The sequence below is a fragment of the Rhizorhabdus dicambivorans genome (genome assembly GCF_002355275.1).
GTDB lineage: Bacteria > Pseudomonadota > Alphaproteobacteria > Sphingomonadales > Sphingomonadaceae > Rhizorhabdus > Rhizorhabdus dicambivorans.
In genome coordinates this window covers 3,015,082-3,037,017 of the sequence record NZ_CP023449.1, presented here as the reverse complement: position 1 = coordinate 3,037,017, position 21,936 = coordinate 3,015,082, and the positions used below count along the sequence as shown (strand labels likewise).

Annotated in this window: 22 protein-coding genes; 13 read left to right on the top strand and 9 right to left on the bottom strand. The window is 67.8% G+C overall.

Going from position 1 to position 21,936, the window contains the following annotated elements:
* Positions 1–162 precede the first annotated feature (162 nt).
* Complete coding sequence (locus CMV14_RS14325) at positions 163–1,044, top strand: alpha/beta fold hydrolase (protein WP_066967308.1); 882 nt, start codon at positions 163–165, stop codon at positions 1,042–1,044.
* A gap of 60 nt (positions 1,045–1,104) precedes the next feature.
* Here the strand turns inward: CMV14_RS14325 and CMV14_RS14320 are convergent, their stop codons facing one another.
* The 6 genes from CMV14_RS14320 to CMV14_RS14295 form a co-directional block, all read right to left on the bottom strand.
* Positions 1,105–1,284 carry a CsbD family protein gene (locus CMV14_RS14320; protein ID WP_066967305.1) on the bottom strand — a complete coding sequence of 60 codons (180 nt, stop codon included), beginning with the start codon at positions 1,282–1,284 and terminating at the stop codon, positions 1,105–1,107.
* 100 nt (positions 1,285–1,384) lie between these two features.
* Complete coding sequence (locus tag CMV14_RS14315) at positions 1,385–2,152, bottom strand: response regulator (RefSeq protein WP_066967302.1); 768 nt, start codon at positions 2,150–2,152, stop codon at positions 1,385–1,387.
* 58 nt (positions 2,153–2,210) lie between these two features.
* The gene (locus CMV14_RS14310) at positions 2,211–2,555 is read right to left on the bottom strand and encodes a hypothetical protein (protein WP_139114759.1); all 345 of its coding nucleotides are present in this window, start codon (positions 2,553–2,555) and stop codon (positions 2,211–2,213) included.
* A 75-nt stretch (positions 2,556–2,630) separates the two neighbouring features.
* Complete coding sequence (locus tag CMV14_RS14305) at positions 2,631–3,374, bottom strand: Crp/Fnr family transcriptional regulator (RefSeq protein WP_066967296.1); 744 nt, start codon at positions 3,372–3,374, stop codon at positions 2,631–2,633.
* A gap of 116 nt (positions 3,375–3,490) precedes the next feature.
* Positions 3,491–3,901, bottom strand: a complete 411-nt coding sequence (locus CMV14_RS14300; protein WP_066967293.1) for a response regulator — start codon at positions 3,899–3,901, stop codon at positions 3,491–3,493.
* Positions 3,902–3,970: 69 nt separating this feature from the next.
* Complete coding sequence (locus CMV14_RS14295) at positions 3,971–4,885, bottom strand: LysR family transcriptional regulator (RefSeq protein WP_408014330.1); 915 nt, start codon at positions 4,883–4,885, stop codon at positions 3,971–3,973.
* 96 nt (positions 4,886–4,981) lie between these two features.
* Between CMV14_RS14295 and CMV14_RS14290 the strand changes: the two genes are divergently transcribed.
* Positions 4,982–6,490, top strand: a complete 1,509-nt coding sequence (locus tag CMV14_RS14290; RefSeq protein ID WP_238147044.1) for a CoA-acylating methylmalonate-semialdehyde dehydrogenase — start codon at positions 4,982–4,984, stop codon at positions 6,488–6,490.
* 45 nt (positions 6,491–6,535) lie between these two features.
* On the opposite strand, the gene CMV14_RS27505 is transcribed toward CMV14_RS14290, so the two are convergent.
* Positions 6,536–6,664, bottom strand: coding sequence for a GIY-YIG nuclease family protein (locus CMV14_RS27505; RefSeq protein WP_331251144.1), 129 nt, complete (start codon positions 6,662–6,664; stop codon positions 6,536–6,538).
* Here CMV14_RS27505 and CMV14_RS26785 point away from each other — a divergent pair.
* The 5 genes from CMV14_RS26785 to mmsB are packed head-to-tail and all read left to right on the top strand — an operon-like array spanning position 6,641 to position 10,716.
* Positions 6,641–6,814, top strand: a complete 174-nt coding sequence (locus CMV14_RS26785) for a hypothetical protein (RefSeq protein ID WP_176489105.1) — start codon at positions 6,641–6,643, stop codon at positions 6,812–6,814. The genes CMV14_RS27505 and CMV14_RS26785 overlap by 24 nt on opposite strands.
* Complete coding sequence (locus tag CMV14_RS14280; RefSeq protein ID WP_066967285.1) at positions 6,811–7,956, top strand: acyl-CoA dehydrogenase family protein; 1,146 nt, start codon at positions 6,811–6,813, stop codon at positions 7,954–7,956. The genes CMV14_RS26785 and CMV14_RS14280 overlap by 4 nt, the downstream gene beginning before the upstream one ends.
* Complete coding sequence (locus CMV14_RS14275) at positions 7,953–9,032, top strand: enoyl-CoA hydratase/isomerase family protein (protein WP_066967282.1); 1,080 nt, start codon at positions 7,953–7,955, stop codon at positions 9,030–9,032. The genes CMV14_RS14280 and CMV14_RS14275 overlap by 4 nt, the downstream gene beginning before the upstream one ends.
* A 14-nt stretch (positions 9,033–9,046) precedes the next feature.
* A complete protein-coding gene (locus CMV14_RS14270; RefSeq protein WP_066967280.1) occupies positions 9,047–9,820 on the top strand; it encodes an enoyl-CoA hydratase-related protein in 774 nt (257 codons plus the stop codon).
* Positions 9,821–9,822: 2 nt separating this feature from the next.
* A complete protein-coding gene (mmsB, locus tag CMV14_RS14265; RefSeq protein WP_066967277.1) occupies positions 9,823–10,716 on the top strand; it encodes a 3-hydroxyisobutyrate dehydrogenase in 894 nt (297 codons plus the stop codon).
* 35 nt (positions 10,717–10,751) lie between these two features.
* Here the strand turns inward: mmsB and CMV14_RS14260 are convergent, their stop codons facing one another.
* Positions 10,752–12,524 (bottom strand): ABC transporter transmembrane domain-containing protein, encoded by a 1,773-nt coding sequence (locus CMV14_RS14260; protein WP_066967274.1) that lies wholly within the window; start codon positions 12,522–12,524, stop codon positions 10,752–10,754.
* Between the two features lie 169 nt (positions 12,525–12,693).
* Here CMV14_RS14260 and CMV14_RS14255 point away from each other — a divergent pair, with 169 nt between their 5' ends.
* From CMV14_RS14255 to paoC, 6 genes are all read left to right on the top strand, one after another.
* Complete coding sequence (locus tag CMV14_RS14255) at positions 12,694–13,914, top strand: polyhydroxyalkanoate depolymerase (RefSeq protein WP_066967270.1); 1,221 nt, start codon at positions 12,694–12,696, stop codon at positions 13,912–13,914.
* A complete protein-coding gene (locus tag CMV14_RS14250) occupies positions 13,904–15,514 on the top strand; it encodes a hypothetical protein (RefSeq protein ID WP_066967267.1) in 1,611 nt (536 codons plus the stop codon). Before CMV14_RS14255 ends, CMV14_RS14250 begins: the two co-directional genes overlap by 11 nt.
* A complete protein-coding gene (gene dgcA, locus CMV14_RS14245; protein ID WP_066967264.1) occupies positions 15,514–16,512 on the top strand; it encodes an N-acetyl-D-Glu racemase DgcA in 999 nt (332 codons plus the stop codon). Before CMV14_RS14250 ends, dgcA begins: the two co-directional genes overlap by 1 nt.
* A gap of 113 nt (positions 16,513–16,625) precedes the next feature.
* The gene (paoA, locus tag CMV14_RS14240) at positions 16,626–17,276 is read left to right on the top strand and encodes an aldehyde dehydrogenase iron-sulfur subunit PaoA (protein WP_066967261.1); all 651 of its coding nucleotides are present in this window, start codon (positions 16,626–16,628) and stop codon (positions 17,274–17,276) included.
* Positions 17,273–18,214, top strand: coding sequence for an FAD binding domain-containing protein (locus CMV14_RS14235; protein WP_066967259.1), 942 nt, complete (start codon positions 17,273–17,275; stop codon positions 18,212–18,214). The genes paoA and CMV14_RS14235 overlap by 4 nt, the downstream gene beginning before the upstream one ends.
* Before the next feature lie 2 nt (positions 18,215–18,216).
* Complete coding sequence (paoC, locus tag CMV14_RS14230; RefSeq protein WP_066967256.1) at positions 18,217–20,427, top strand: aldehyde oxidoreductase molybdenum-binding subunit PaoC; 2,211 nt, start codon at positions 18,217–18,219, stop codon at positions 20,425–20,427.
* 34 nt (positions 20,428–20,461) lie between these two features.
* Here paoC and rimO read toward each other — a convergent pair whose 3' ends face one another.
* Entirely contained in the window at positions 20,462–21,811 is a 1,350-nt protein-coding gene (gene rimO / locus CMV14_RS14225) for a 30S ribosomal protein S12 methylthiotransferase RimO (protein ID WP_066967253.1), read from the bottom strand.
* Between the last annotated feature and the right edge of the window lie 125 nt (positions 21,812–21,936).

Here is a 21,936-nt window from a genome sequence, read left to right as displayed (position 1 = left end):
GGGGTGAGGCGCGACGAACGGCTGCGGCACGGGCGTCCGGGTCCGATGATGCTGGTGCCGAGAGGCGATTCATGGCTTAATCCCTCCAGACGGATTGCCGCGACTCCGGCAGGAACCGGGGCGCTGCGATGACCGCCGGAACGAGGAGAGGAGGCTGTCGCCATGGCGCGTATCCTGATCAACGGACTCGGCATCGAATATGAGCTGCTCGGCCGCGAAGGCGCGCCCGCGGTGGCGCTGACGCCGGGCGGGCGCTTTTCCAAGGATAGTCCCGGCCTGCGCGAGCTTGGCGAGGCGCTGGTCGCCGGGGGCAGGCGGGTGCTGCTGTGGGACCGGCCCAATTGCGGGGCGTCCGACATCTGCTTCCAGGCGGAAAGCGAGTCCGGCCTGCACGGCCGCACCCTCGCGAAGCTGATCCAGGAACTCGATCTCGGATCGGTGGCATTGGCGGGTGGGGCGGCGGGGTCGCGCGTCTCGCTGATCGCGGCGGCGGCAGCCCCCGCGCAGGTGTCGCATCTCGTGCTGTGGTGGCTTGGCGGTGGCCCGGTCGGGCTGATGGAACTGGCCCACAAGCATTGCTGCGAGCCCGCGACCGCCGCCAGCCTGTTCGGCATGGAAGGGGTTGTCACCTTGCCGGGCTGGTCCGATCAGGTCGCACGTAACCCGCGCGCCAGGGATGTGCTGCTTTCGCAGGATGTGGATCAGTTCATCGCCCGGATGCAGCAATGGGCGCTTGCCTATCGGCCTTCGGACGTCTCGCCCATTCCCGGCATGGTCCCGGACGATTTCGCGGTGCTGAAGATGCCGACGCTGATCTTCCACAATGGCCGAAGCGATGTGATGCACACCCGCCAGACCAGCGAATGGGTACATGAGCTGATGCCGCATTCGCGCATGGCCGATCCCCCCTGGGGCGACGGGGAATGGAATGACCGCGTTCGCGCGGTAGAAACCGGGGCTGCGCCTGGGCTGTTCGTCAACTGGCCGCAGCTCGCGCCGCTGATCCTGGAGTTCACGGAGCAGCAATGGCGCGCGGTAGCCTGAGACAAGCGAAAGGACGGGCTCGCGGGAGCCCGGCCTTTTACTGGCAAAGCTTGGAGCGTGTCAGGCGCGGTTGATCGCGCCCTTCACCTCTCCCTTGGCCTTTTGCAGGTCGCCCTTGGCTTCCTGGGCATCGCCGCGCGCGCGGATGTCTGGACGGTTGGTCGCATCGCCTACCGCGCGCTTTGCCTTGCCGGCCGCCTCGTTGGCATAGCCTTTGGCCTTGTCGAGCATCTCACCCATGATGGGTCTCCTTCTTCGTTAACCTGTGTAAAGAACGCGGTCCTGTCGCAGGATGTTCCGATAAGGCACTGAATCTATTCGCCTCTGAAACGAGCGTGGCTCAGGCCGCGAAGGTCGCCTGCCCGAAGAACAGCGCCTGGGCGATGGCTGCTTTCACCGTCGATCGCTGGAACGGCTTGGTGATCAGGAAAGCAGGCTCCGGCCGCTCCCCCGTCAGCAGCCGCTCGGGAAAGGCGGTGATGAAGATGACCGGCACGGTGAAATCCCTCAACATGTCCTGCACCGCGTCCAAGCCCGAGCTGTCGTCGGCCAGCCGGATGTCGGCCAGGACGAGGCCGGGCCGCCGCGTGCGGGCGCTGGCCACCGCCTCGTCGCGGGTCACGGCGATGTCGGTCACGTCATGGCCGAGATCGCGGACCAGCGATTCCAGGTCCATGGCGATCATAGGTTCATCCTCTATGATCAGCACCTCGGTGCGGGCCAGCCGCTCGATCTCCGCGAAGGCCTCGGCGGCAAGCTCCTCGACCTCGCCGCGCTCGCAGTGCATCAGCCAGCCCGCATCCTCCGCGGTGAAGCCCTCCATCGCGGTCAGCAGCAGGGCCTGGCGCGAACGGGGGGCGATGCGGCCCAGCCGGTCTTCATGGCCGGCCGCCTCCTCGCGCTCGCGTTCGGCCTCCCATTGGTCGATCAACGCCGCATAAAGCCCCAGCCGGGGATCGATATCGCGGGGAAAGCCGTCGGGATCGGCGACGATCATCTCCAGCGTCCGGCGCACGAACGCATCGCCCTCGCGCTGTGATCCGGTCAGGGCCCGCGCATAGCGGCGCAGGAAGGGAAGATGGGGGGCTAGCTGCTCGCCAAGCGACACGCGACGCACCTTTCACTGGGGGGCGGCGCCGAACCGCCGCCCCGGTCATCTCTCTCGATCAGTTGCCGCCGCCCGGGGAGCGGCTTCCGCCATGGGATTGGACGCTGGCCTTGCCGCTCGCCGCCACGCCGGCCTTCTCCGCCGGACGCGTCTTGCGCTCGGAGCGCTTGACGTTGCCGGAGGCATCGTCGGGCAGCTTTCCCGTCGCGGCCTGCGTCGCGACGGCGGCCCCAGCCCCCGCGCCCGTACTGGGCACTTGCGCCGACAACCCTGCCGAACCACCGATGCTGGTCCCGGTGCCGATCGTGGCGCGGCTGTCGGTGCCGATGGCGATCTGGGCCGAAGCGGGCAGGGCGATCATGGCCAGGGCAAGGGTGCAACAGCCCGCAACGGTGGATCGCATGTCATTCTCCTCGGGATCGCGGGCCGGAACGGGCGCGTCCGCGCTGCAACGCGTCATCGGCGATATTGATCCAGATTAGGCGGCCACCGAGTCCGCCTCATGGGGATAGACGCCTGCCAGCACATGATCGAAATGTTCGCGGATCCGGTCGTTGCAGTCGCAGGCGATGGTGCGCAGCTGGTCGACATCGCGGATCACGATGCGCCGCCGCCGCGCGCCCAAAATGCCCTTGATGCCGAGTTGGCGAAGCGATCGGTTGATGAAGCTGCGGCCGACGCCGAGCATCTCGCCAAGCTGTTCCTGGGTTATGATGATCTCGTCCTGGTGGATGCGGTCGCGGGTCGCGAGCAGCCAGCGCGACAGCCGCTGGGCGATGGTGTGCGATGCGTTGCAGGCCGCCGACTGGAACAGTTGCGCCACCAGGCAATCGGCATAGCGCGCCACCCAGCGGGAGATGGAGGGCGACTGTTCCTTGGCCTGCGCCAGTGCCGAGAGGGGGATACGCAGGAAACGCCCGCCGAACTGCACATGGGCGCGCGCATAAGCGGGCAGGCGCCCGCTCGACACCAGCCCGCACACCGCGCCCTCGCAGCCGATCAGGGCGGCATCGACGAGATGGTTGGCATCGGCGGCAACAACGAAGGATGCCGCTGCCGCATCGAGCGGGAACCAGGCGAAGCGGACGTCGCTGCCGGCTTCCTGAAGGATCTTGCCCGGCGCGCATTCCTGCAGCGTGAAGGCGGGCAGCAGCAGGCCCAGATCCTCTGGCTTCAACGCCGCGAGCAATCGGTTCTGAAGGGCGGTTTCACGGTCGATCATACTCAACTCCACTGATCGAAGCATGAAACGTTGCACCTCCGTACTTGTTCACGAAACCGCGTACCGGACCCGAAATTTTTCGGGAAGCGAAACGAAATGCGAGATTTTCGTGGGGGTTACCGGGAAAGCCTTCCAGACAGGCTGGCGGCGGGGGCGTGGTCGGGCAGCCGGTCCGGCAGATCCTCATCCTGCGCGATCGCGATCGCCGACAGGATCGCGCGGCTGTCGAAGGGCTTGCTGACCCGGCCCACCGCGATGCCGGCGGCGCTGCCGATCTGTTCGGGATTGGCGGTGACGAAGATGATGCGCGCGCCGTGGCGGCGGAAAATCTCGGCGCCGACGCCGGGGCCGGTGGGGCCGTCGCGCAGGTTGACGTCGACCAGTGCCATCGAGCAGGCGGGCGCCAGTTCCAGTGCCGTTTCCATGTCGGGCGCGATGCCCACCACCTGATGCCCCGCCGCCTGGAGGATATGCTCAAGGTCGAGCGCGACGATCATCTCGTCTTCGACCACCAATATATGTTCCATGACGCAAACCGCTCCAACCCCGTAGCCGCGCAGAACGCGGTGGTGGCGATCGGGTTCCGGCGGATGCGGTCAGGCGGGCGGGGGGCGGTCGCCGGTTTCTCCCAGCAGCCGGCCGCGCTGCTGGGCGACCAGCGCCGACAGCCATGCGACGAACAGCGCGTTGCGGGGAAGGTGGCGGCTGTCCTGGTGCGTGACCAGCCAGAAGGAACGGGTGATGACGATCTCGGGCAGCACGCGCGCCAGGCTCGGGTCGCGGTCGCCGATGAAGCAGGGCAGCACGCCGATCCCCGCGCCGGCCGCTATGAGCTGATATTGGGTGTTGATCGACGAGCAACGCAGCTGCGCCTCGATGCCGGTCCGCACCTCGTCGAGATAGTTGAGCTCCGGCGAATAGAGCAGATCCGGAATATAGCCGACCATCGGATGGGCCGGCAGGTCGGCGCTGCTGCCGATCGGCCCACGCGCGTCTAGATAGGCGGAAGCGGCATAGAGCCGCAGCCGATAGTCGGTCAGCTTCTTCGTGATCAGCGGTCCGCGTTGGGGCCGGGCGAGCAGGATGGCGACGTCGGCCTCGCGCCGCGACGGATCGAGAAAGCCGGTATTGGCGGCCAGGTCGATCGCGAGGTGGCGATGCGCCGCGGCGAAATCGCCGAGATGCGATGCGATCAGCCAGGTGCCGAACCCTTCCGACGCGCTGATCCGCAGCCGTCCCCGTATCGCCTCGCCGCTGGATTCGTCTCCGCCCAGGATCGCGGTGGTTTCCCGCTCGATCGTTTCAACCCGTCTGAGCAGCCGGCGTCCGGCCTCGGTCAGCACATGGCCGTCGCGGCCCTGCACGAACAAGGTCTGTCCACCCAGTTCGCGCTCCAGCCGGCGGATGCGCCGCCCCACCGTGGTCGCATCGACCTCCAGCTGCCGGGCGGCGGCGGCCAACAGGCCGGTGCGGGCCAGCGACAGGAAAAATTGAAGGTCATCCCAGCGCATGGCCTGCATTTATGCAGGTATGGCCTGCACGGCAAGGCCTTGCCAGCGCTGGCGAGCGGCGCGATGGACGGCGCACATTCCAGGAGAGCAGATTCCATGGCTACCCAGCTGCGCGACATCGCCCATTTCTTCGCCGACGGCTCCTCGAGCCCGGCCACCCGGTTCAGCGACGTGTTCGATCCCAACAGCGGTGCGGTGCAGGCGCGGGTCGGGCTCGGCACCGCGGCCGATCTCGACAAGGCGGTCGCGCTGGCGCAGGCGGCGCAGCCGGCCTGGGCCGCGACCAACCCGCAGCGCCGCGCCCGCGTCATGTTCAAGTTCAAGGAACTGATCGAGAAGAACATGGATTCGCTCGCCCACCTGCTCTCCTCGGAGCACGGCAAGGTGATCGCGGACGCCAAGGGCGACATCCAGCGCGGCCTGGAGGTGATCGAGTTCGCCTGCGGCATCCCGCATGTGCTGAAGGGCGAGTTCACGATCGGCGCCGGCCCTGGCATCGACGTCTATTCGATGCGCCAGCCGCTCGGCATCGTCGCCGGCATCACCCCGTTCAACTTCCCGGCGATGATCCCGATGTGGATGTTCGGCGTCGCCATCGCGGTCGGCAATGCCTTCATCCTCAAGCCGTCCGAGCGCGACCCCTCGGTGCCGGTGCGCCTCGCCGAGCTGATGAAGGAGGCGGGCCTGCCCGACGGCATCCTCCAGGTCGTCCAGGGCGACAAGGTGATGGTCGACGCGATCCTCGATCATGAGGCGATCAGCGCGGTCAGCTTCGTCGGCTCGTCGGACATCGCCCATTATGTCTACCAGCGCGGCGTCGCCGCCGGTAAGCGCGTCCAGGCGATGGGCGGCGCCAAGAACCATGGCATCGTCATGCCCGACGCCGATCTCGATCAGGTCGTCAACGATCTGGCCGGTGCCGCTTTCGGTTCGGCGGGCGAGCGCTGCATGGCGCTGCCGGTGGTCGTGCCGGTCGGCAACGACACCGCCGATCGCCTTCGCGCCAAGCTGATCCCCGCGATCGAGGCGCTGCGCGTCGGCGTGTCGACCGATGCCGAGGCGCATTACGGCCCGGTCGTCACCGCCGCGCACAAGGCGAAGATCGAAAGCTATATCCAGATGGGCGTCGACGAGGGCGCGGAGCTGGTGGTCGATGGCCGCGGCTTCACCTTGCAGGGTCATGAGAAGGGCTTCTTCGTCGGCCCGACCCTGTTCGACCAGGTCAAGCCGTCGATGCAGAGCTACCAGGAGGAGATTTTCGGGCCGGTCCTGCAGATCGTCCGCGCCGCCAATTTCGAGGAGGCGCTCGCGCTGCCCAGCCAGCATCAGTACGGCAACGGCGTCGCGATCTTCACCCGCAACGGCCATGCCGCCCGCGAGTTCGCGGCGCGGGTCAATGTCGGGATGGTCGGCATCAACGTGCCGATCCCGGTGCCGGTCGCCTATCACACCTTCGGCGGCTGGAAGCGTTCGGCCTTCGGCGACACCAACCAGCACGGCATGGAGGGGATCAAGTTCTTCACCAAGGTGAAGACCGTCACGCAGCGCTGGCCCGACGGCGGTGACAATGGCGACAGCGCCTTCGTCATCCCGACGATGGGGTAAGGAAGCAGGGGTGGTCATGCTGACGGAAGTCAGCATCCATTGACGCTACGATTGTCTTGGAAAGCCCAGATCGAGTGCGCGATCCTCCCAGAGGGGATCCAGCCGGAAGACATCGTAGCGAGACGTGAAGCCGGGAGTTGCCCTGGTGCGATGCTGATGCAGACGACCCATCAGGTCACTGGTGACGCCGATGTAGATCGTGCCATGTCGTCCGCTGGCAAGGATATGGACGCAGGGTTGTCGTTCGATGGGCGGCCGTTGCGGCAATGGATGCTGAATCAAGTTCAGCATGACGGGTTTGGGAGCGGGATCAAGGGCATATGACCGACCAGTTCGACCTGACCGAGGACCAGCGCGCCATCCAGGAGATGGCGCGCAAGTTCACCGCCGACGCGATCACGCCGCATGCGGCCGAGTGGGACGAGAAGCACATCTTCCCCCGTGAGACCATCGAGGCGGCTGCGGCGCTGGGCTTCGGCGGCATCTATGTGTCGGAGGAGGCCGGCGGCATCGGTCTCGGCCGGCTCGAGGCGGCGCTGATCATGGAGGCGATGGCCTATGGCTGTCCCTCCACCTCGGCCTTCATCTCGATCCACAACATGTCCGCCTGGATGATCGACCGCTTCGGCTCGGCCGACCTCAAGGCGCGCTATCTGCCGGCGATGCTCGCCTGCGAGAAGATCGGCTCCTATTGCCTGACCGAGCCGGGCTCCGGCTCCGACGCGGCGGCGCTCAAGACGCGGGCGGTGCGCGACGGCGACGATTATGTCGTCACCGGCTCCAAGGCGTTCATCTCCGGAGGCGGCGCCAACGAGGTCTATGTCGTGATGGTCCGCACCGGGGAGGACGGGCCGAAGGGCATCAGCTGCCTGGTCATCGACAAGGACATGCCCGGCGTCAGCTTCGGCGCGCAGGAGAAGAAGCTCGGCTGGCATTCGCAGCCCACCGCGCAGGTCAATTTCGACGGCGTCCGCGTGCCCGTCGCCAACCGGGTCGGCGCTGAGGGGGAGGGCTTCCGCATCGCGATGATGGGGCTCGACGGCGGTCGGCTGAATATCGGCGCCTGCTCGCTGGGCGGCGCCCAGCGCTGTCTCGACGAGGCGGTGAACTATACGAAGGAGCGCAAGCAGTTCGGCCAGCCGATCGCCGATTTCCAGTCGATCCAGTTCACCCTGGCCGACATGGAGACCGAGCTTCAGGCGGCGCGGATGCTGCTCTATGTCGCCGCCGCGAAGGTGACGTCCGGTGCCCCGGACAAGACCCGCTTCGCCGCGATGGCCAAGCGCTTCGCCACCGACACCGGATCATCGGTGGTCGATCGCGCGCTCCAGCTTCACGGCGGCTACGGCTATTTGCAGGATTACCCGATCGAGCGCTTCTGGCGCGATCTGCGCGTTCATCGCATTCTCGAAGGTACCAACGAGATCATGCGTGTGATCACCAGCCGGGAGCTGCTCCGCCAATGACCCAGGAATCGGCATCCGCCTCGGGGACCGAAGACGTCCTCATCTCCGTCGAAGGCCGCACCGGCCGGATCCGGCTCAATCGCCCCAAGGCGATCCATGCGCTGACGCACGACATGTGCTCCGCGATGATCGCGGCGCTCACCGGCTGGGCGACTGACGAGTCCATCGATCTGGTGATGATCGATCATGCCGAGGGCAGGGGTTTCTGCGCGGGCGGCGACATCCGCATGCTCGCCGAGAGCGCGGCGGCGGACGGCGCGGCGGCGCGCGCTTTCTTCCACGAGGAATATCGCCTCAACCATCTGCTGTTCACCTATGCCAAGCCAACCATCGCCTTCATGGACGGGATCACCATGGGCGGCGGCGTCGGCATTTCGCAGCCCTGCGCGATCCGCATCGTCACCGATCGTACCGTCTATGCGATGCCGGAGACCGGGATCGGCCTGTTCACCGATGTCGGGGGCGGCTGGTATCTGTCGCGCATGCCGGGGCGGACGGGCCATTATGTGGGGCTGACCGGCGCGCGGCTCAACGGCGCCGAATGCCTCGCTACGGCGCTTGGCACCCATTACGTCGCGGCCGACGATGTCGAGGCGCTCAAGACGGCGATCCTCGGCAACCCCAGGGCGATCGACGCCGCGCTGCGCAGTGCGGTCACCGCCGTGCCGCCCGCGCCGATCCTCGATCGCAAGGCCGATATCGACCGCCTGTTCGCTTCGGATCGCTATGAGGACATCCTCGCCGCGCTGGCGGCCGATGGCGGCGAATGGGCGCTTGCCACGCTGAAGACGTTGGAGACCAAGTCGCCCCAGACTTGCAAGGTGGTGCTCAGGCTCCTCGCTGAAGCTGCGAGGATCGACGACTTCGCCATTGAAATGGCGATGGAATATGCGGTCGCGGCTCGTGTCATCGCGCGCCCCGACTTCGTCGAGGGTGTTCGCGCGCTGATCGTCGACAAGGATGGAGCGCCGCGCTGGAATCCTGCTACGGCGGCGGCCGTCGAAGAATCGGATATCGATGCCATCTTCGCTCCGCTTCCGTCGGCAGAGGCCTGGACGCCTTTGCCCAACGCCTGAAAGGGGTGCCCCGCATGTCCTACGAAACCATACTCGTCGAAACCCAGGGTCCGGTGACGATCATCCGGCTGAACCGGCCGCAGGCGCTCAACGCGCTCAACAGCCAGGTCATGCGCGATCTGATCGATGCCTTTGCCACATATGACGCCGATCCCGAACAGCGCTGCGCGATCCTGACCGGCAGCGAGAAGGCGTTCGCCGCCGGCGCCGACATCAAGGAGATGCAGGCCAAGGGCTTCTCCGAAATGTATGGCGAGAATTTCTTCCAGGGTTTCGAGAAGGTCACCGCGACCCGCAAGCCGTGGATCGCGGCGGTCTCGGGCTTCGCGCTCGGCGGCGGCTGCGAACTGGCGATGATGGCCGATATCATGATCGCCGCCGACAGCGCCAGGTTCGGCCAGCCCGAGATCAAGCTGGGCGTGCTGCCGGGTATGGGCGGTTCCCAGCGCCTCACCCGCGCGGTCGGCAAGTCGAAGGCGATGGACATGTGCCTCACCGGCCGGATGATGGACGCGGCCGAGGCCGAGCGCGGCGGGCTGGTCAGTAAGGTCGTCCCCGCGGCCGAGTTGCTCGATGAGGCACTGAAGATGGCGCAGGCGATCGCCGGCATGCCCCCCCTGGCTGCCATCGCCAACAAGGAAGCGGTCAATGCGACGTTCGAGACCGGGCTCGCCATGGGCCTGCTGTTCGAACGGCGCCTGTTCAACGGCGTCTGCGCCACCGAGGACAAGTCCGAGGGGATGACCGCGTTCGTCGAGAAGCGCCCCGGCAACTGGAAAGGCAGATAAATATGGCTCGCATCGGTTTCATCGGCCTCGGCAACATGGGCGGCGGCATGGCCGCCAACCTGGCCGCCAAGGGGCATGACGTCCGCGCCTTCGACCTATCGAAGGAGGCGCTCGATCGCGCCGTCGCGGCCGGCTGCAAGGCGGCGGCCTCGGCCGCCGAGGCGGTGACCGATGCGGAGTTCGTGGTGACGATGCTGCCGGCCGGCCAGCATGTCCGCTCGGTCTACGAGAATGAGGTGTTCGGATCGGTGCCGGCCTCGGCGCTGCTGATGGACTGCTCGACGATCGACGTGGCGAGCGCGCGCGCGGTGAACGCCGCCGCCGCCGCCAAGGGCATCGCGATGGTCGATGCGCCGGTCTCGGGCGGCATCGCCGCCGCCAATGCCGGCACGCTCACCTTCATGGTCGGCGGCAGCGCCGAGCATTTCGCCCGGGCGGAGCCGGTGCTGGCGCTGATGGGCAAGGCGGTGATCCATGCCGGCGGCGCCGGTTCGGGCCAGGCCGCGAAGATCGTCAACAACATGATCCTCGGCGCGACCATGGTCGCCACATGCGAGGCCTTCGCGCTCGCCCAGAAGCTGGGCCTCGATCCGCAGACCTTCTTCGATATCTCGTCGAAGGCGAGCGGCCAGAGCTGGTCGATGACCAGCTATTGCCCGCTGCCCGGCGTCGGCCCGCAAAGCCCCGCCGACAATAATTATGACGGCGGCTTCGCGGCCGGCCTGATGCTCAAGGATCTCAAGCTCGCGGTCGAGGCGGCCCAGGGCGTCGGCGCCAGCGTGCCGATGGGCGGCGCGGCCGAGCATCTCTACCAGGCCTTCGCCAATCTCGGCGGGGAGGGGAAGGATTTCTCGGCGATCATCAAGCTATTGGACGGCAGCTACAGGCCGCAATAACCTGTCGCCCCGGCCTCCGCCGGGCGTGACGCCTGTCAGGCGTCGCTGAACTGCAGCCGCGCCAGCCGCGCGTACAACCCGTCCTGCGCGCTCAGCGTTGCATGCGTCCCCTGTTCGACGATCCGGCCCTGGTCCATCACGATGATCCGGTCTGCGGCGCGCACCGTGGCAAGGCGGTGGGCGATGACGATGGTGGTGCGGCCCTCCATCAGCCGGTCGAGCGCGTCCTGGACCAGCTTCTCGGATTCGGCGTCCAGCGCCGATGTCGCCTCGTCCAGCAGCAGCAGCGGCGCATCGCGCAGCAGCGCGCGGGCGATGGCGAGGCGTTGGCGCTGCCCGCCAGACAGGCGCGCTCCGGCCTCGCCCAGGAAGGTGTCGAGGCCGTCGGGAAGGGCGCGCAGGAAGCTGGCGGCATTGGCCGCCTCGGCTGCGGCCCAGATTGTCGCATCGTCGGCGTCCCAGCGGCCATAGCGCAGATTGTCCCGCGCCGACGCGCCGAAGATCACCGTTTCCTGCGGCACCACCGCGAGGCGGGCACGGACATCGGCCGGGTCGGCATCGCGCAGCTCGACCCCGTCGAGCCGGATCGCGCCGCCCTCCGGATCGTAGAAGCGCTGGGCGAGCTGCAGGATGGTCGATTTGCCGGCGCCCGACGGGCCGACCACCGCCACCATCTCGCCCGGCTCCACCGTGAAGCTGACACCGTCGAGCGCCGCGATTTCCGGCCGGGTGGGATAACGAAAGACGACATGATCGAGCTCCAGCCGCCCGCGCGCGGGCTGGGGCAGGGCGATCGGGTTGGCCGGCGCCCGGATCTCGCTTTCCGCCTGGAGCAGTTCGGAGAGCCGGGCGGCGGCACCCGCCGCGCGGACGATATCGCCATAGACTTCCGCCAGCGCGCCGAACGCACCCGCGACAAGGCCGCCGGTCAGGATGAAGGCGGCGATCGATCCGCCCGACAGCCGACCGCTCGCGACGTCGATCGCGCCCTGCCACATCACCATGGTGATGGATCCGAAGATCAGGCCGATGACGATCGCCGTCATCACCGCCCGGGTACGGATGCGCGTCCTGGCGGTGGCGAAACCCTCGCCCACCACTTTACCAAAGCGTTCGGCCTCCCGCTTCTCCTGGCCGAAGCTTTGGACGATCTTCATCGCCCGCAGCGTCTCCGACACGGTCGCGCCGACATCGGCGATCCGATCCTGGGTGCTGCGCGAAAGCTTGCGCAGGCGCCGGCCCATCACGATCACGGGCAGCATGACAAGCGGGATGCCCAGCAGCAGCATCGCCGCCAGTTTCGGCGCGATCGCGAACAGATAGGCGATGCCGCCCACCGCCAGCACCAGGTTGCGCAGCGCCACCGAGACGGTCGTGCCGACCACCTGTTCGATGACGGCGGTGTCGGCGGTCAGGCGCGAGGCGATCTCGGAAGGGCGGTTCTCCTCGAAATAGGCGGGCGCCAGGCGCAGCAGATTGGCCTGCACCGCCACCCGGATATCGGCGACCACCCGCTCGCCCAGCCAGGAGACGAAATAGAAACGCAGCGCGGTGGCGAGCGCCAGCACCAGCACGATCAGCAGCAGATAGCGGAAATAGGGGCCGACATCGCCGCCCGAGGCGATGAAACCCTTGTCGATCACCAGCCGGAAGCCGCCCGGAATGGCCAGCGTCGCCGAGGCCGCGACCGCCAGGGCAATGGCGGCGCCGGCGATCCGGCCCGGATAGGCGCGGGCGAACCGCCAGATCATCGCCAGCTCGCCAAGCTTGCGGGGGGTGGTGTCGCCGGGTTCGCTGCGTCGTGCCATGGCGCGCGCCCTAGCAAGATGGCGAGGCCGGCTCAATCGCCGTGCTCCACTCGCTTCAACCCTATCGTAATGCTGCGGTGCGATACTTACATCGGTGATTGCAGCCTTCGCATTGCGCGAGACTGGGATTAGGACGTAAAGCCGCGGACTAGCGCGGCCGGAGAAATAGATGCTGTACGATGCCTATGAGTTTCAGCGGACGATGATGTCGGCTGCCAGTGCATGGGCCAATATCGGCGCCCAATGGCTGCAGAACCCGATGAATCCGATGTCCTACAGCAACATGGCGCCGATGATGGCATCGGGGCTGGATGTGTTCGCCCATGCCTCCGCCTCGCGCGGCAAGCCCGATTTCGGTTTCTCCGAGATCGAGGTGGATGGAAAGAAGGTGAAGGTCACCGAGGAGATTTTGCTCCGCAAGCCGTTCGGCCAGCTCAAGCGCTTCCGCCGCTATGGCATCCTCAACCAGCCCAAGCTGCTGATCGTCGCCCCGATGTCGGGCCACTATGCCACCCTGCTGCGCGGCACGGTCGAGCGGCTGATGACCAGCCATGACGTCTACATCACCGACTGGCGCGATGCGAAGATGGTACCGACCAGCGAGGGCAGCTTCGATCTCGACGATTATATCGATTATATCATCGAATTCCTCGAACGCCTCGGCCCCAACGCCCATATGCTGGCCGTCTGCCAGCCGTCGGTTCCGGCCTATGCCGCCGCGGCGCTGATGGCGGCCGACAAGCATCCCTGCCGCCCGCTGACGCTCACGATGATGGGCGGCCCGGTCGACACGCGCGAGGCGCCGACGGCGGTCAACACCGTCGCCACCCAGCGCCCGCTCGCCTGGTTCGAGCAGAATGTCATCCACACCGTGCCGGTCTATTATCCGGGTGCTGGGCGGAAGGTCTATCCGGGCTTCCTCCAGCTCACCGGCTTCATGGCGATGAACCTCGGCAACCATCTCGTCAGCCACTGGAGCATGTTCAAGCATCTCGTCGAAGGCGATGAGGAGAGCGCGGACTCGACCAAGGCCTTTTATGACGAATATCGCTCGGTCTGCGATATGGCGTCCGATTTCTATCTGCAGACGATCGACCAGGTCTTCCAGCGGCATCTGCTGCCGAAGGGGGAGTTCATGCACCGCGGCCGCCGCGTCGACCCGTCCGCGATCGAGGACATCGCCCTGCTGGCGATCGAAGGCGAGCGTGACGATATCTCGGGTATCGGGCAGACCCGGGCGGCGCTGACCATCGCGGCCAAGCTTCCGGACGAGAAGAAGCGCTACCTGCTGGCGCCGAAGGTCGGCCATTACGGCATCTTCAACGGCCGCCGCTGGCGCGATGAGATCGCGCCCGTGGTCGATGCGTGGATCGCCACGCATGCGCGCTAGGGCGGTTTCGAGGCTGGCGGGATCATCCGTCCGTCCGGAAATTGCGATAAATGCAAAAAATCTGCCCAGGCGCCGGGCCCTGCTGTCTGCTGCCGCGCTGATCCTCGCCGCCGCCGGGCCCGCCGGCGCCGCGCCCACGACGCCGCCCGGCGATCTCCCCACCGCATTGGCCGCCGCGCAGGAAGCGGCCGGACGCGAGGACTGTGCCGCCGTCCTCCGGGCGCTCGACCCCTTCGTCCCCACCCTCGAAAAGGGCGATGAGCGGACACTGGTCCAGCGGATGCGGTTGTTCTGCCTGGGTCGTGAGTCGCGCTATGAGGATCTGGCCGGCACCCAGCGCGAACTGGCCGGGTTGTTGCCCCGCGACGGCGTCGTGCGGGCCTTCGGCGTGCTGATCGCGGCGGGGGAAAGCCGCTTCGTCGATGCCGCCGAACAACTCGCCACCCTGGCCGCGACATCCCCCGACAATCTCGACATGCTGACGGGGGCGGCGGTCCGCGAGATATCGAACCAGCTGAGTCGCGCCGATGGTCCCCAGGCGCGGGACGCGCGCGAGGGGATGCTGATCGCGCTCACGCGCGCCGACTGGTGGCCCGCCGACCTTCCCGAAATGCGCTCGTGGTTCGCCGGCGTTGCGATCGCCGCACTGATCCGGCGCAATGAGGCCGCCGAGGCCGAGGGGCTGATCGACCGGGTCGATGAGCCTGAATTGCTGACCGCGATGCTGGTCGATCGCCAGTTCGCGGCGCTGTGGCCGGCGATCGAGGCCCAGGTCGGCCCGGCCGGCGCGACGTCGGTCGACCGCTATGCACGCGACCGGCTGTCGGCTTTCGCGACCTCGCCCGATTCGGAGGCTGCGCTGCGCCATGCCGCTGCGGCGATGCTGCTGCTCGGCCGTTATCAGGACGCCCTGGACATGACCGGCGGCGTCGCGGTCGCGGACGGGATGAGCCGGGATGCGGTGCAGATAGCGCTGCTCCGATCGCGCGCGCTGGCGGCGCTCCGGCGCGGCGATGAGGCCGAACGTCAGCTGCAGGGCTTCATGACCGTCGACCTCGAACGCACGCCCGAAGCGGCGACCGCCCTGATCAGCTATGCCGAACTGCTCGACGAGAACGGCCATTGGGCACAGGGCCTGGAAGCGGCGCGCGGCGCACGGACCCGTGCCGCCACCTATCTCAATGAATTCGGGCTGCGCTGGCTCGACCGGACCGAGGTCTGCACGCTGAGCGCGCTGGGCCGCGCGGGCGAGGCCAGCGCCGCGATGGGCAGGCTCAAGCCGATGGCGGCGCAGAACCACGCCGCGGCGATCGAGGCGCTGCTCTGCGCGCGCCGTGACGCGGAGGCGTCCGCGCTCACCCTCGAGGCCTTCAAGGATGAGGATGCGGCCGGCGAATTGCTGCTCCAGTTCCAACCGACCGGATCGTTCCACGCCGCGGCGCCGTCGCGGCTCAGGGACCTGTGGGCCGCCTTCCTGAAGAGGCCGGAGATCAAGGCTGCGTTCGACCGCAGGGGCCGCATCCTGCCGCGCGCCTATTGGCAGACCCCGGAGCCGCGCGACATCCCGCGCCGTCGCGGGGGCGGGGATTCGCTCACCTGATGGCCGAAACAGGCGGGCGGTCGCTGGCCGCGCGGATCGAAACCTGGCCGGTCGCCGGCAGCTTCGTCATCGCGCGCGGCGCCAAGACCCATGTCGATACGGTGCTGGTCGAGATTGCCGAGGGCGGTCATGTCGGCCGTGGCGAGGCGACCGCCATCTATTATCATGGCGAAAGCGCGGAGAGTGTCCGCGCGCAGGCGCAGGCCATGGCCGGTGCGATTGCCGCCGGGCTGGACCGCGATCGGCTGCTGGCCGCGATGCCGCGCGGCGCGGCGCGCAACGCGATCGACAGCGCGCTGTGGGATCTGGAGGCGAAGCTCACTGCCCGCCCGGCCTGGCTGCTCGCCGGCCTTGCCGAACCGGGCCCGCTTCAGTCGGCCTTCACCATCTCGCTGGGCGAGCCCGCCCGGATGGAGGCCGATGCCCGCGCGGCGGCGGCGGTCTATCCCCTGCTCAAGCTCAAGCTGGCCGGGGAGGGCGATATCGACCGGGTCGCCGCCGTCCGCCGGGGTGCGCCCGATGCGCGGCTGATCGTCGACGCCAATGAAAGCTGGACCGGCCGTGACGTCGCCGCCGAGGCGGCGGCGCTGCTGCCCTATGGGGTCGAGCTGATCGAGCAGCCGGTCAAGGCCGGAGAGGACCATCTGCTCGACGGGGTCGTCTCGCCGATCCCGCTCTGCGCCGACGAAAGCTGCCAGGATCGCGCCGATCTTGCCCGCTGCGCCGGCCGCTACGCCGCGATCAACATCAAGCTGGACAAGGCCGGCGGCCTCACCGAGGCGCTGGCGCTCGCCGCCGAGGCGCGGACGCTGGGGCTCGAATTGATGGTCGGCTGCATGCTCTCCACATCGCTCGGCATCGCTCCGGCGATCCTGGCGGCGCAGGGCGCGCGCTGGGTGGATATAGACGGGCCGCTGCTGCTCGCCGCCGATCGCGATCCGCCTGTGCGCTTCGATCGCGGAACCGCCTTTCCCGCCCCCCCGGCTCTCTGGGGCTGACCATTTGCCCGTCTTCCCGGTCGTGATAAAGACCATTTCGGGTCCGTTCTGGTCCTGGCGGAACGAAGCCGTTCCTCGCCGGTTGTGCCAGGGTCGGGCACAGCGGGGCGCTCATGATTTCGGACGATTTTTCCTGTGAGGGCAAGGGAATGACACGGCGCAGCGTCTTGGCCACGGGCGCCGTCACGGCGGCGGCCCTGTCCGCTCCCGCCGCCGCTGCCGGAGCGAAGGCGCAGGCCGCGTCGCCACCCTCGGTTCCGGTCCGGTTCACCGTCAACGGCAAGGATCGCGACCTGTCGCTCGATCCCCGCACCACCCTGCTCGACGCGCTGCGCGAGCATCTCCACCTGACCGGGACGAAGAAGGGCTGCGATCATGGCCAGTGCGGCGCCTGCACGGTGATCGTCGAAGGGCGCCGGATCAACAGCTGCCTGACCCTCGCGGTGATGCACGAAGGCGAAAAGGTCACGACGATCGAGGGGCTGGGCTCGCCCGGCGATCTCCATCCCATGCAGCAGGCGTTCGTGGAGCATGACGGCTATCAGTGCGGCTATTGCACGCCCGGCCAGATCTGCTCGGCGGTCGCCATGCTCGACGAGATCGAGCGCGGCGTGCCGAGCCACGCGACAGCCGACCTGATGGAGGTCGCCTTTTCCGACGAGGAAGTGCGCGAGCGGATGAGCGGCAACATCTGCCGTTGCGCCGCCTATCCGAACATCGTCGCCGCGATCGGCGACGTGGCGGGGAAGGGCGGCAAGGCATGAAGCCGTTCAGCTATAGCCGCGCCGCCGACCCGGCCGAGGCGGCGAAGCTCGCCGCCGCGCATCCGGGCGCGAAGTTCATCGCTGGCGGCACCAACCTGCTCGACCTGATGAAGGTTCAGGTCGAGACGCCGACCCATCTGATCGACATCAACCGGCTCGGCCTCGACAGGATCGAGAAGACCGGGGATGGCGGCCTCCGGATCGGCGCGCTCGTCCGCAACACCGATCTCGCCGCCGACAAAAGGGTACGCAGGGACTATGCGGTGCTCTCGCGGGCTCTTGTAGCAGGCGCTTCAGGCCAGCTCCGCAACAAGGCGACGACCGCCGGCAACCTGCTCCAGCGCACCCGCTGCCCCTATTTCTACGACACCAGCAAACCGTGCAACAAGCGCAGGCCCGGTTCGGGCTGTGCGGCGATCGGTGGGCTCAGCCGGGGCCTGGCGCTGCTCGGCGTCAGCGACGACTGCATCGCCTCCCATCCGTCGGACATGGCGGTGGCGATGCGGCTGCTCGATGCGACGGTGGAGACGGTGCGGCCCGATGGCACCGTCCGGGCCATCCCGATCGCCGATTTCCACATACTGCCCGGCAACACCCCGCATATCGAGACCGCGTTGGCGCTCGGCGAACTGATCACCGCCGTCACCCTGCCGGCGCCGCTCGGCGGCATGCATGTCTATCGCAAGGTGCGTGACCGCGCCTCCTATGCCTTCGCGCTGGTATCGGTCGCGGCGGTGGTCGGGCCGGAGGGGCAGCGCTTCGCCTTTGGCGGCGTCGCGCCGAAGCCCTGGCGGGTCGAGGCGGCCGAGAAACTGAGCGGGGCCGATGCGATAGCGGCCTCGGCGACGCTCGGCGCCACGCCGACCGAGCAGAACCGCTTCAAGCTCACGCTGCTGCGCCGGACGCTGGGCGCGGTGCTGGCGGAGGCCCGGGCATGAGCATGAAGTTCGATACGCCCGCCGGTGCCAATCCGATCGACCGGCAGCGCGTCGTCGGCCATCCCCACGACCGGATCGACGGCCCCCGCAAGGTCAGCGGCACCGCGCCCTATGCCTATGAACGGCACGATGTCGCGCCAGACGCCGCCTATGGCTGGATCGTCGGCGCCACCATCGCCAGAGGGCGCGTCCGCTCGATCGACAGCCGCGACGCGGAGGCCGCGCCCGGCGTGCTCGGCATCGTCACCGCCGCCAATGCCGGGCCGCTCAAGAAATCGGAATCGCACGTCGCCGCTCTGCTGGGCGGGCCGACGATCCAGCACCATGATCAGGCGATCGCGCTGGTCGTCGCCGAAAGCTTCGAGCAGGCCCGCGATGCCGCCCGTCTCGTGCGGGTCGATTATGCCGCCGAAAAGGGGCGCTTCGATCTTGCCACCGAACGCGCCCATGCCCGCGCGGCGGGGCCGTCCTTCTCGGGGCCGTCGAGCATCTCGGTCGGCGATTTCGACGGTGCCTTTGCCAACGCCCCGATTTCGCTCGACGCTGTCTACAACACGCCCGACCAGAGCCATATGATGTTGGAGCCGCACGCCACGACCGCGGCGTGGGAGGGCGAGAAGCTCACCCTGTGGACCTCGAACCAGATGGTCGCCTGGGCTGTGCGTGATCTGGCCGTGACCCTGGGCATCCCGAAGAAGAACGTCCGCATCGTCTCGCCCTTCGTCGGCGGCGGGTTCGGCGCGAAGCTGTGGATCCGCGCCGATGCGGTGCTCGCCGCGCTCGCAGCGCGCCGGATCGGCCGGCCGGTCAAGGTTGCGCTGGCCCGGCCGCAGATCGCCAACAACACCACCCACCGACCCGCGACGATCCAGCGCATCCGTATCGGCGCCGGCAAGGATGGGCGGATCGACGCGATCTCGCATGAGACATGGTCGGGCGACCTGCCCGGCGGTGGCCCGGAGACGGCCGGCGCGCAGACCCGGCTGCTCTATCGCGGCGAACACCGCCGGATCGAGCATTTCCTGAGCGAGCTGGACTTGCCCGAGGGCAATGCGATGCGCGCGCCGGGCGAGGCCGTCGGCCTGCTCGCGCTCGAAGTGGCGATGGATGAGCTGGCCGAAAAGCTGAAGCTCGATCCTGTCGAGCTGCGTATCCGCAACGATGTCCAATATGATCCGGAGAAGGGGCCGAACCGCCCCTTTTCCAGCCGCAAGCTGGTCGAATGCCTGCGTGTGGGCGCCGAACGCTTCCACTGGTCGCGCCGCAATCCCGCGCCGGGGCAGGTCCGCGACGGTCGCTGGCTGGTCGGCATGGGCATGGCCTCGGCCTTCCGCAACAATCTGGTCGGGGCTTCCGGCGCGCGCGTGTCGGTGGACGGCAGGGGCAGGGTGCTGGTCGAGTCGGACATGACCGATATCGGCACCGGCAGCTACACGATCATGGCCCAGACCGCCGCCGAGATGCTGGGCGTGCCGCTCGATCGGGTCGAGGTGCGGCTCGGCGACAGCCTCTATCCCGTGTCGGCGGGCTCAGGCGGCCAATGGGGCGCCAACAGTTCGACGGCGGGGGTCTATGCGGCCTGCGTCTCATTGCGCCGCGCGCTTGCGCAGAAGGCGGGCTTCAACGCGGACGACGCCGATTTCGCCGATGGCCATGTCATCGCCGGCAACCGCCGGGTAAAACTGGCCGACGCGGCGGGCCCGGACGGTGTCGTCGTCGAGGACCGCATGGAATATGGCGATCTCCAGGAGCGCTACGCCCAGGCGACCTTCGGCGCGCATTTCTGCGAGGTCGGGGTCGACGCCGCGACCGGCGAGGTGCGCATCCGCCGCCAGGGCGGGGCGTTCGCGGCGGGGCGCATCCTCAATCCCAAATCGGCGCGCAGCCAGGTGATCGGCGCGATGACGATGGGCGCGGGTGCGGCGCTGATGGAGGAATTGGTCGTCGATACCCGCTTCGGCTATTTCGTCACCCGCGACCTGGCCGACTATCATGTGCCGGTCCACGCCGATATTCCCGATCAGGATGTCGTCTTCTTCGACGAGCTCGACGACAAAAGCTCGCCGATGAAGGCCAAGGGCGTCGGCGAACTCGGCATCTGCGGCGCGGGCGCCGCGGTGGCCAACGCGATCTACAACGCGACCGGCGTGCGCATCCGCGAATTCCCGATCACCGTCGACAAGCTGATCGAAAAGCTGCCGCCCCTCACCTGACCGTCGCCCCCCGACCTCCGCCGGGACGACACACTCAGTTCACCGCAACCCCGAACAGGTCGTGCTCGTCGGCATCCTCGATCAGCACGCGCACGATGTCCCCGGGCTGCAGTTCGCCCGCGTCGCGCAGATGGACCTCGCCGTCGATCTCGGGTGCGTCGGCCTTTGAGCGGCCGGTCGCGCCGCCTTCGCCGTCCGGCCCAGCACTGTCTACGGCGTCGACGATCACGTCGAGCGTGCGGCCGACCTTCGCCTGCAGCTTGGCGGCCGAGATCGCCGCGCACTTGTCCATGATCCGGGCGTAGCGCTCCTCCTTCACCGCCTCGGGCACCGCGCCGGGCAGGTCGTTGGCAGCCGCACCCGCCACCGGCTCGAAGCGGAACGCGCCGACCCGGTCGAGCTGCGCCTCATCGAGCCAGTCGAGCAGATATTGGAAGTCCGCCTCGGTCTCGCCGGGGAAGCCGACCACGAAGGTCGAGCGGATCGCGATATCGGGACAGATCGCCCGCCACGCCCGCAGCCGTTCGAGCACCTTGGCGTCGTTGGCCGGCCGCTTCATCGCCTTGAGGACGCTGGGGGCGGCATGCTGGAACGGGATGTCGAGATAGGGGAGCACCAGCCCCTCCGCCATCAGCGGGATCACATGATCGACATGCGGATAGGGATAGACATAGTGGAGCCGCACCCAGGCGCCGAGCCTGCCCAGTTCGCGGGCCAGGTCGGTCATGTGCGCGCGCACCTCGCCGCGGCCCTTCAGCGGGAAGCTCTTGTGCTTCAGGTCCAGCCCATAGGCCGATGTGTCCTGGCTGATCACCAGCAGCTCGCGGGTGCCGGCGGCGACCAGCTTCTCGGCCTCGCGCAGGATCGCATCGGGCCGGCGGCTGGCGAGATCGCCACGGATCGACGGGATGATACAGAAGCTGCACCGGTGGTTGCAGCCCTCGGATATCTTCAGATAGCTGTAATGGCGCGGGGTCAGCTTCAGCCCCGCCTCGGGCACCAGATCGACATAGGGCGATGGCGGCACCGGCGCCGCCTCATGCACCGCGCCGACCACTTCCTCATATTGATGCGCCCCACTGATCGCGAGGACATTGGGGAAGCGGGCGCGGATCACCTCGGCCTCGTCGCCCATGCAGCCCGTGACGATCACGCGGCCATTCTCGGCGATCGCCTCGCCGATCGCCTCCAGGCTCTCCTCCTTGGCGCTGTCGAGGAAGCCGCAGGTGTTGACCAGCACCACGTCCGCTCCCGCATAATCGGGCGACAGGCCATAGCCGTCCGAGCGGAGCTTGGTGAGGATACGCTCGCTGTCGACCAGATTCTTGGGACAGCCGAGCGAGACCATGCCGATCTTCGGCGCAGGGGGGATTTCAATTGCCATGGGTGGCGCGCCACATAGGCGCTTTCCCTCCAAATTGCGAGAGCCGGCGGAAAGAGCGGGCTCGACTTTCCGCTATATATGTTATATCAACCATCGATCATGATGTATAAAACATCAATTATACC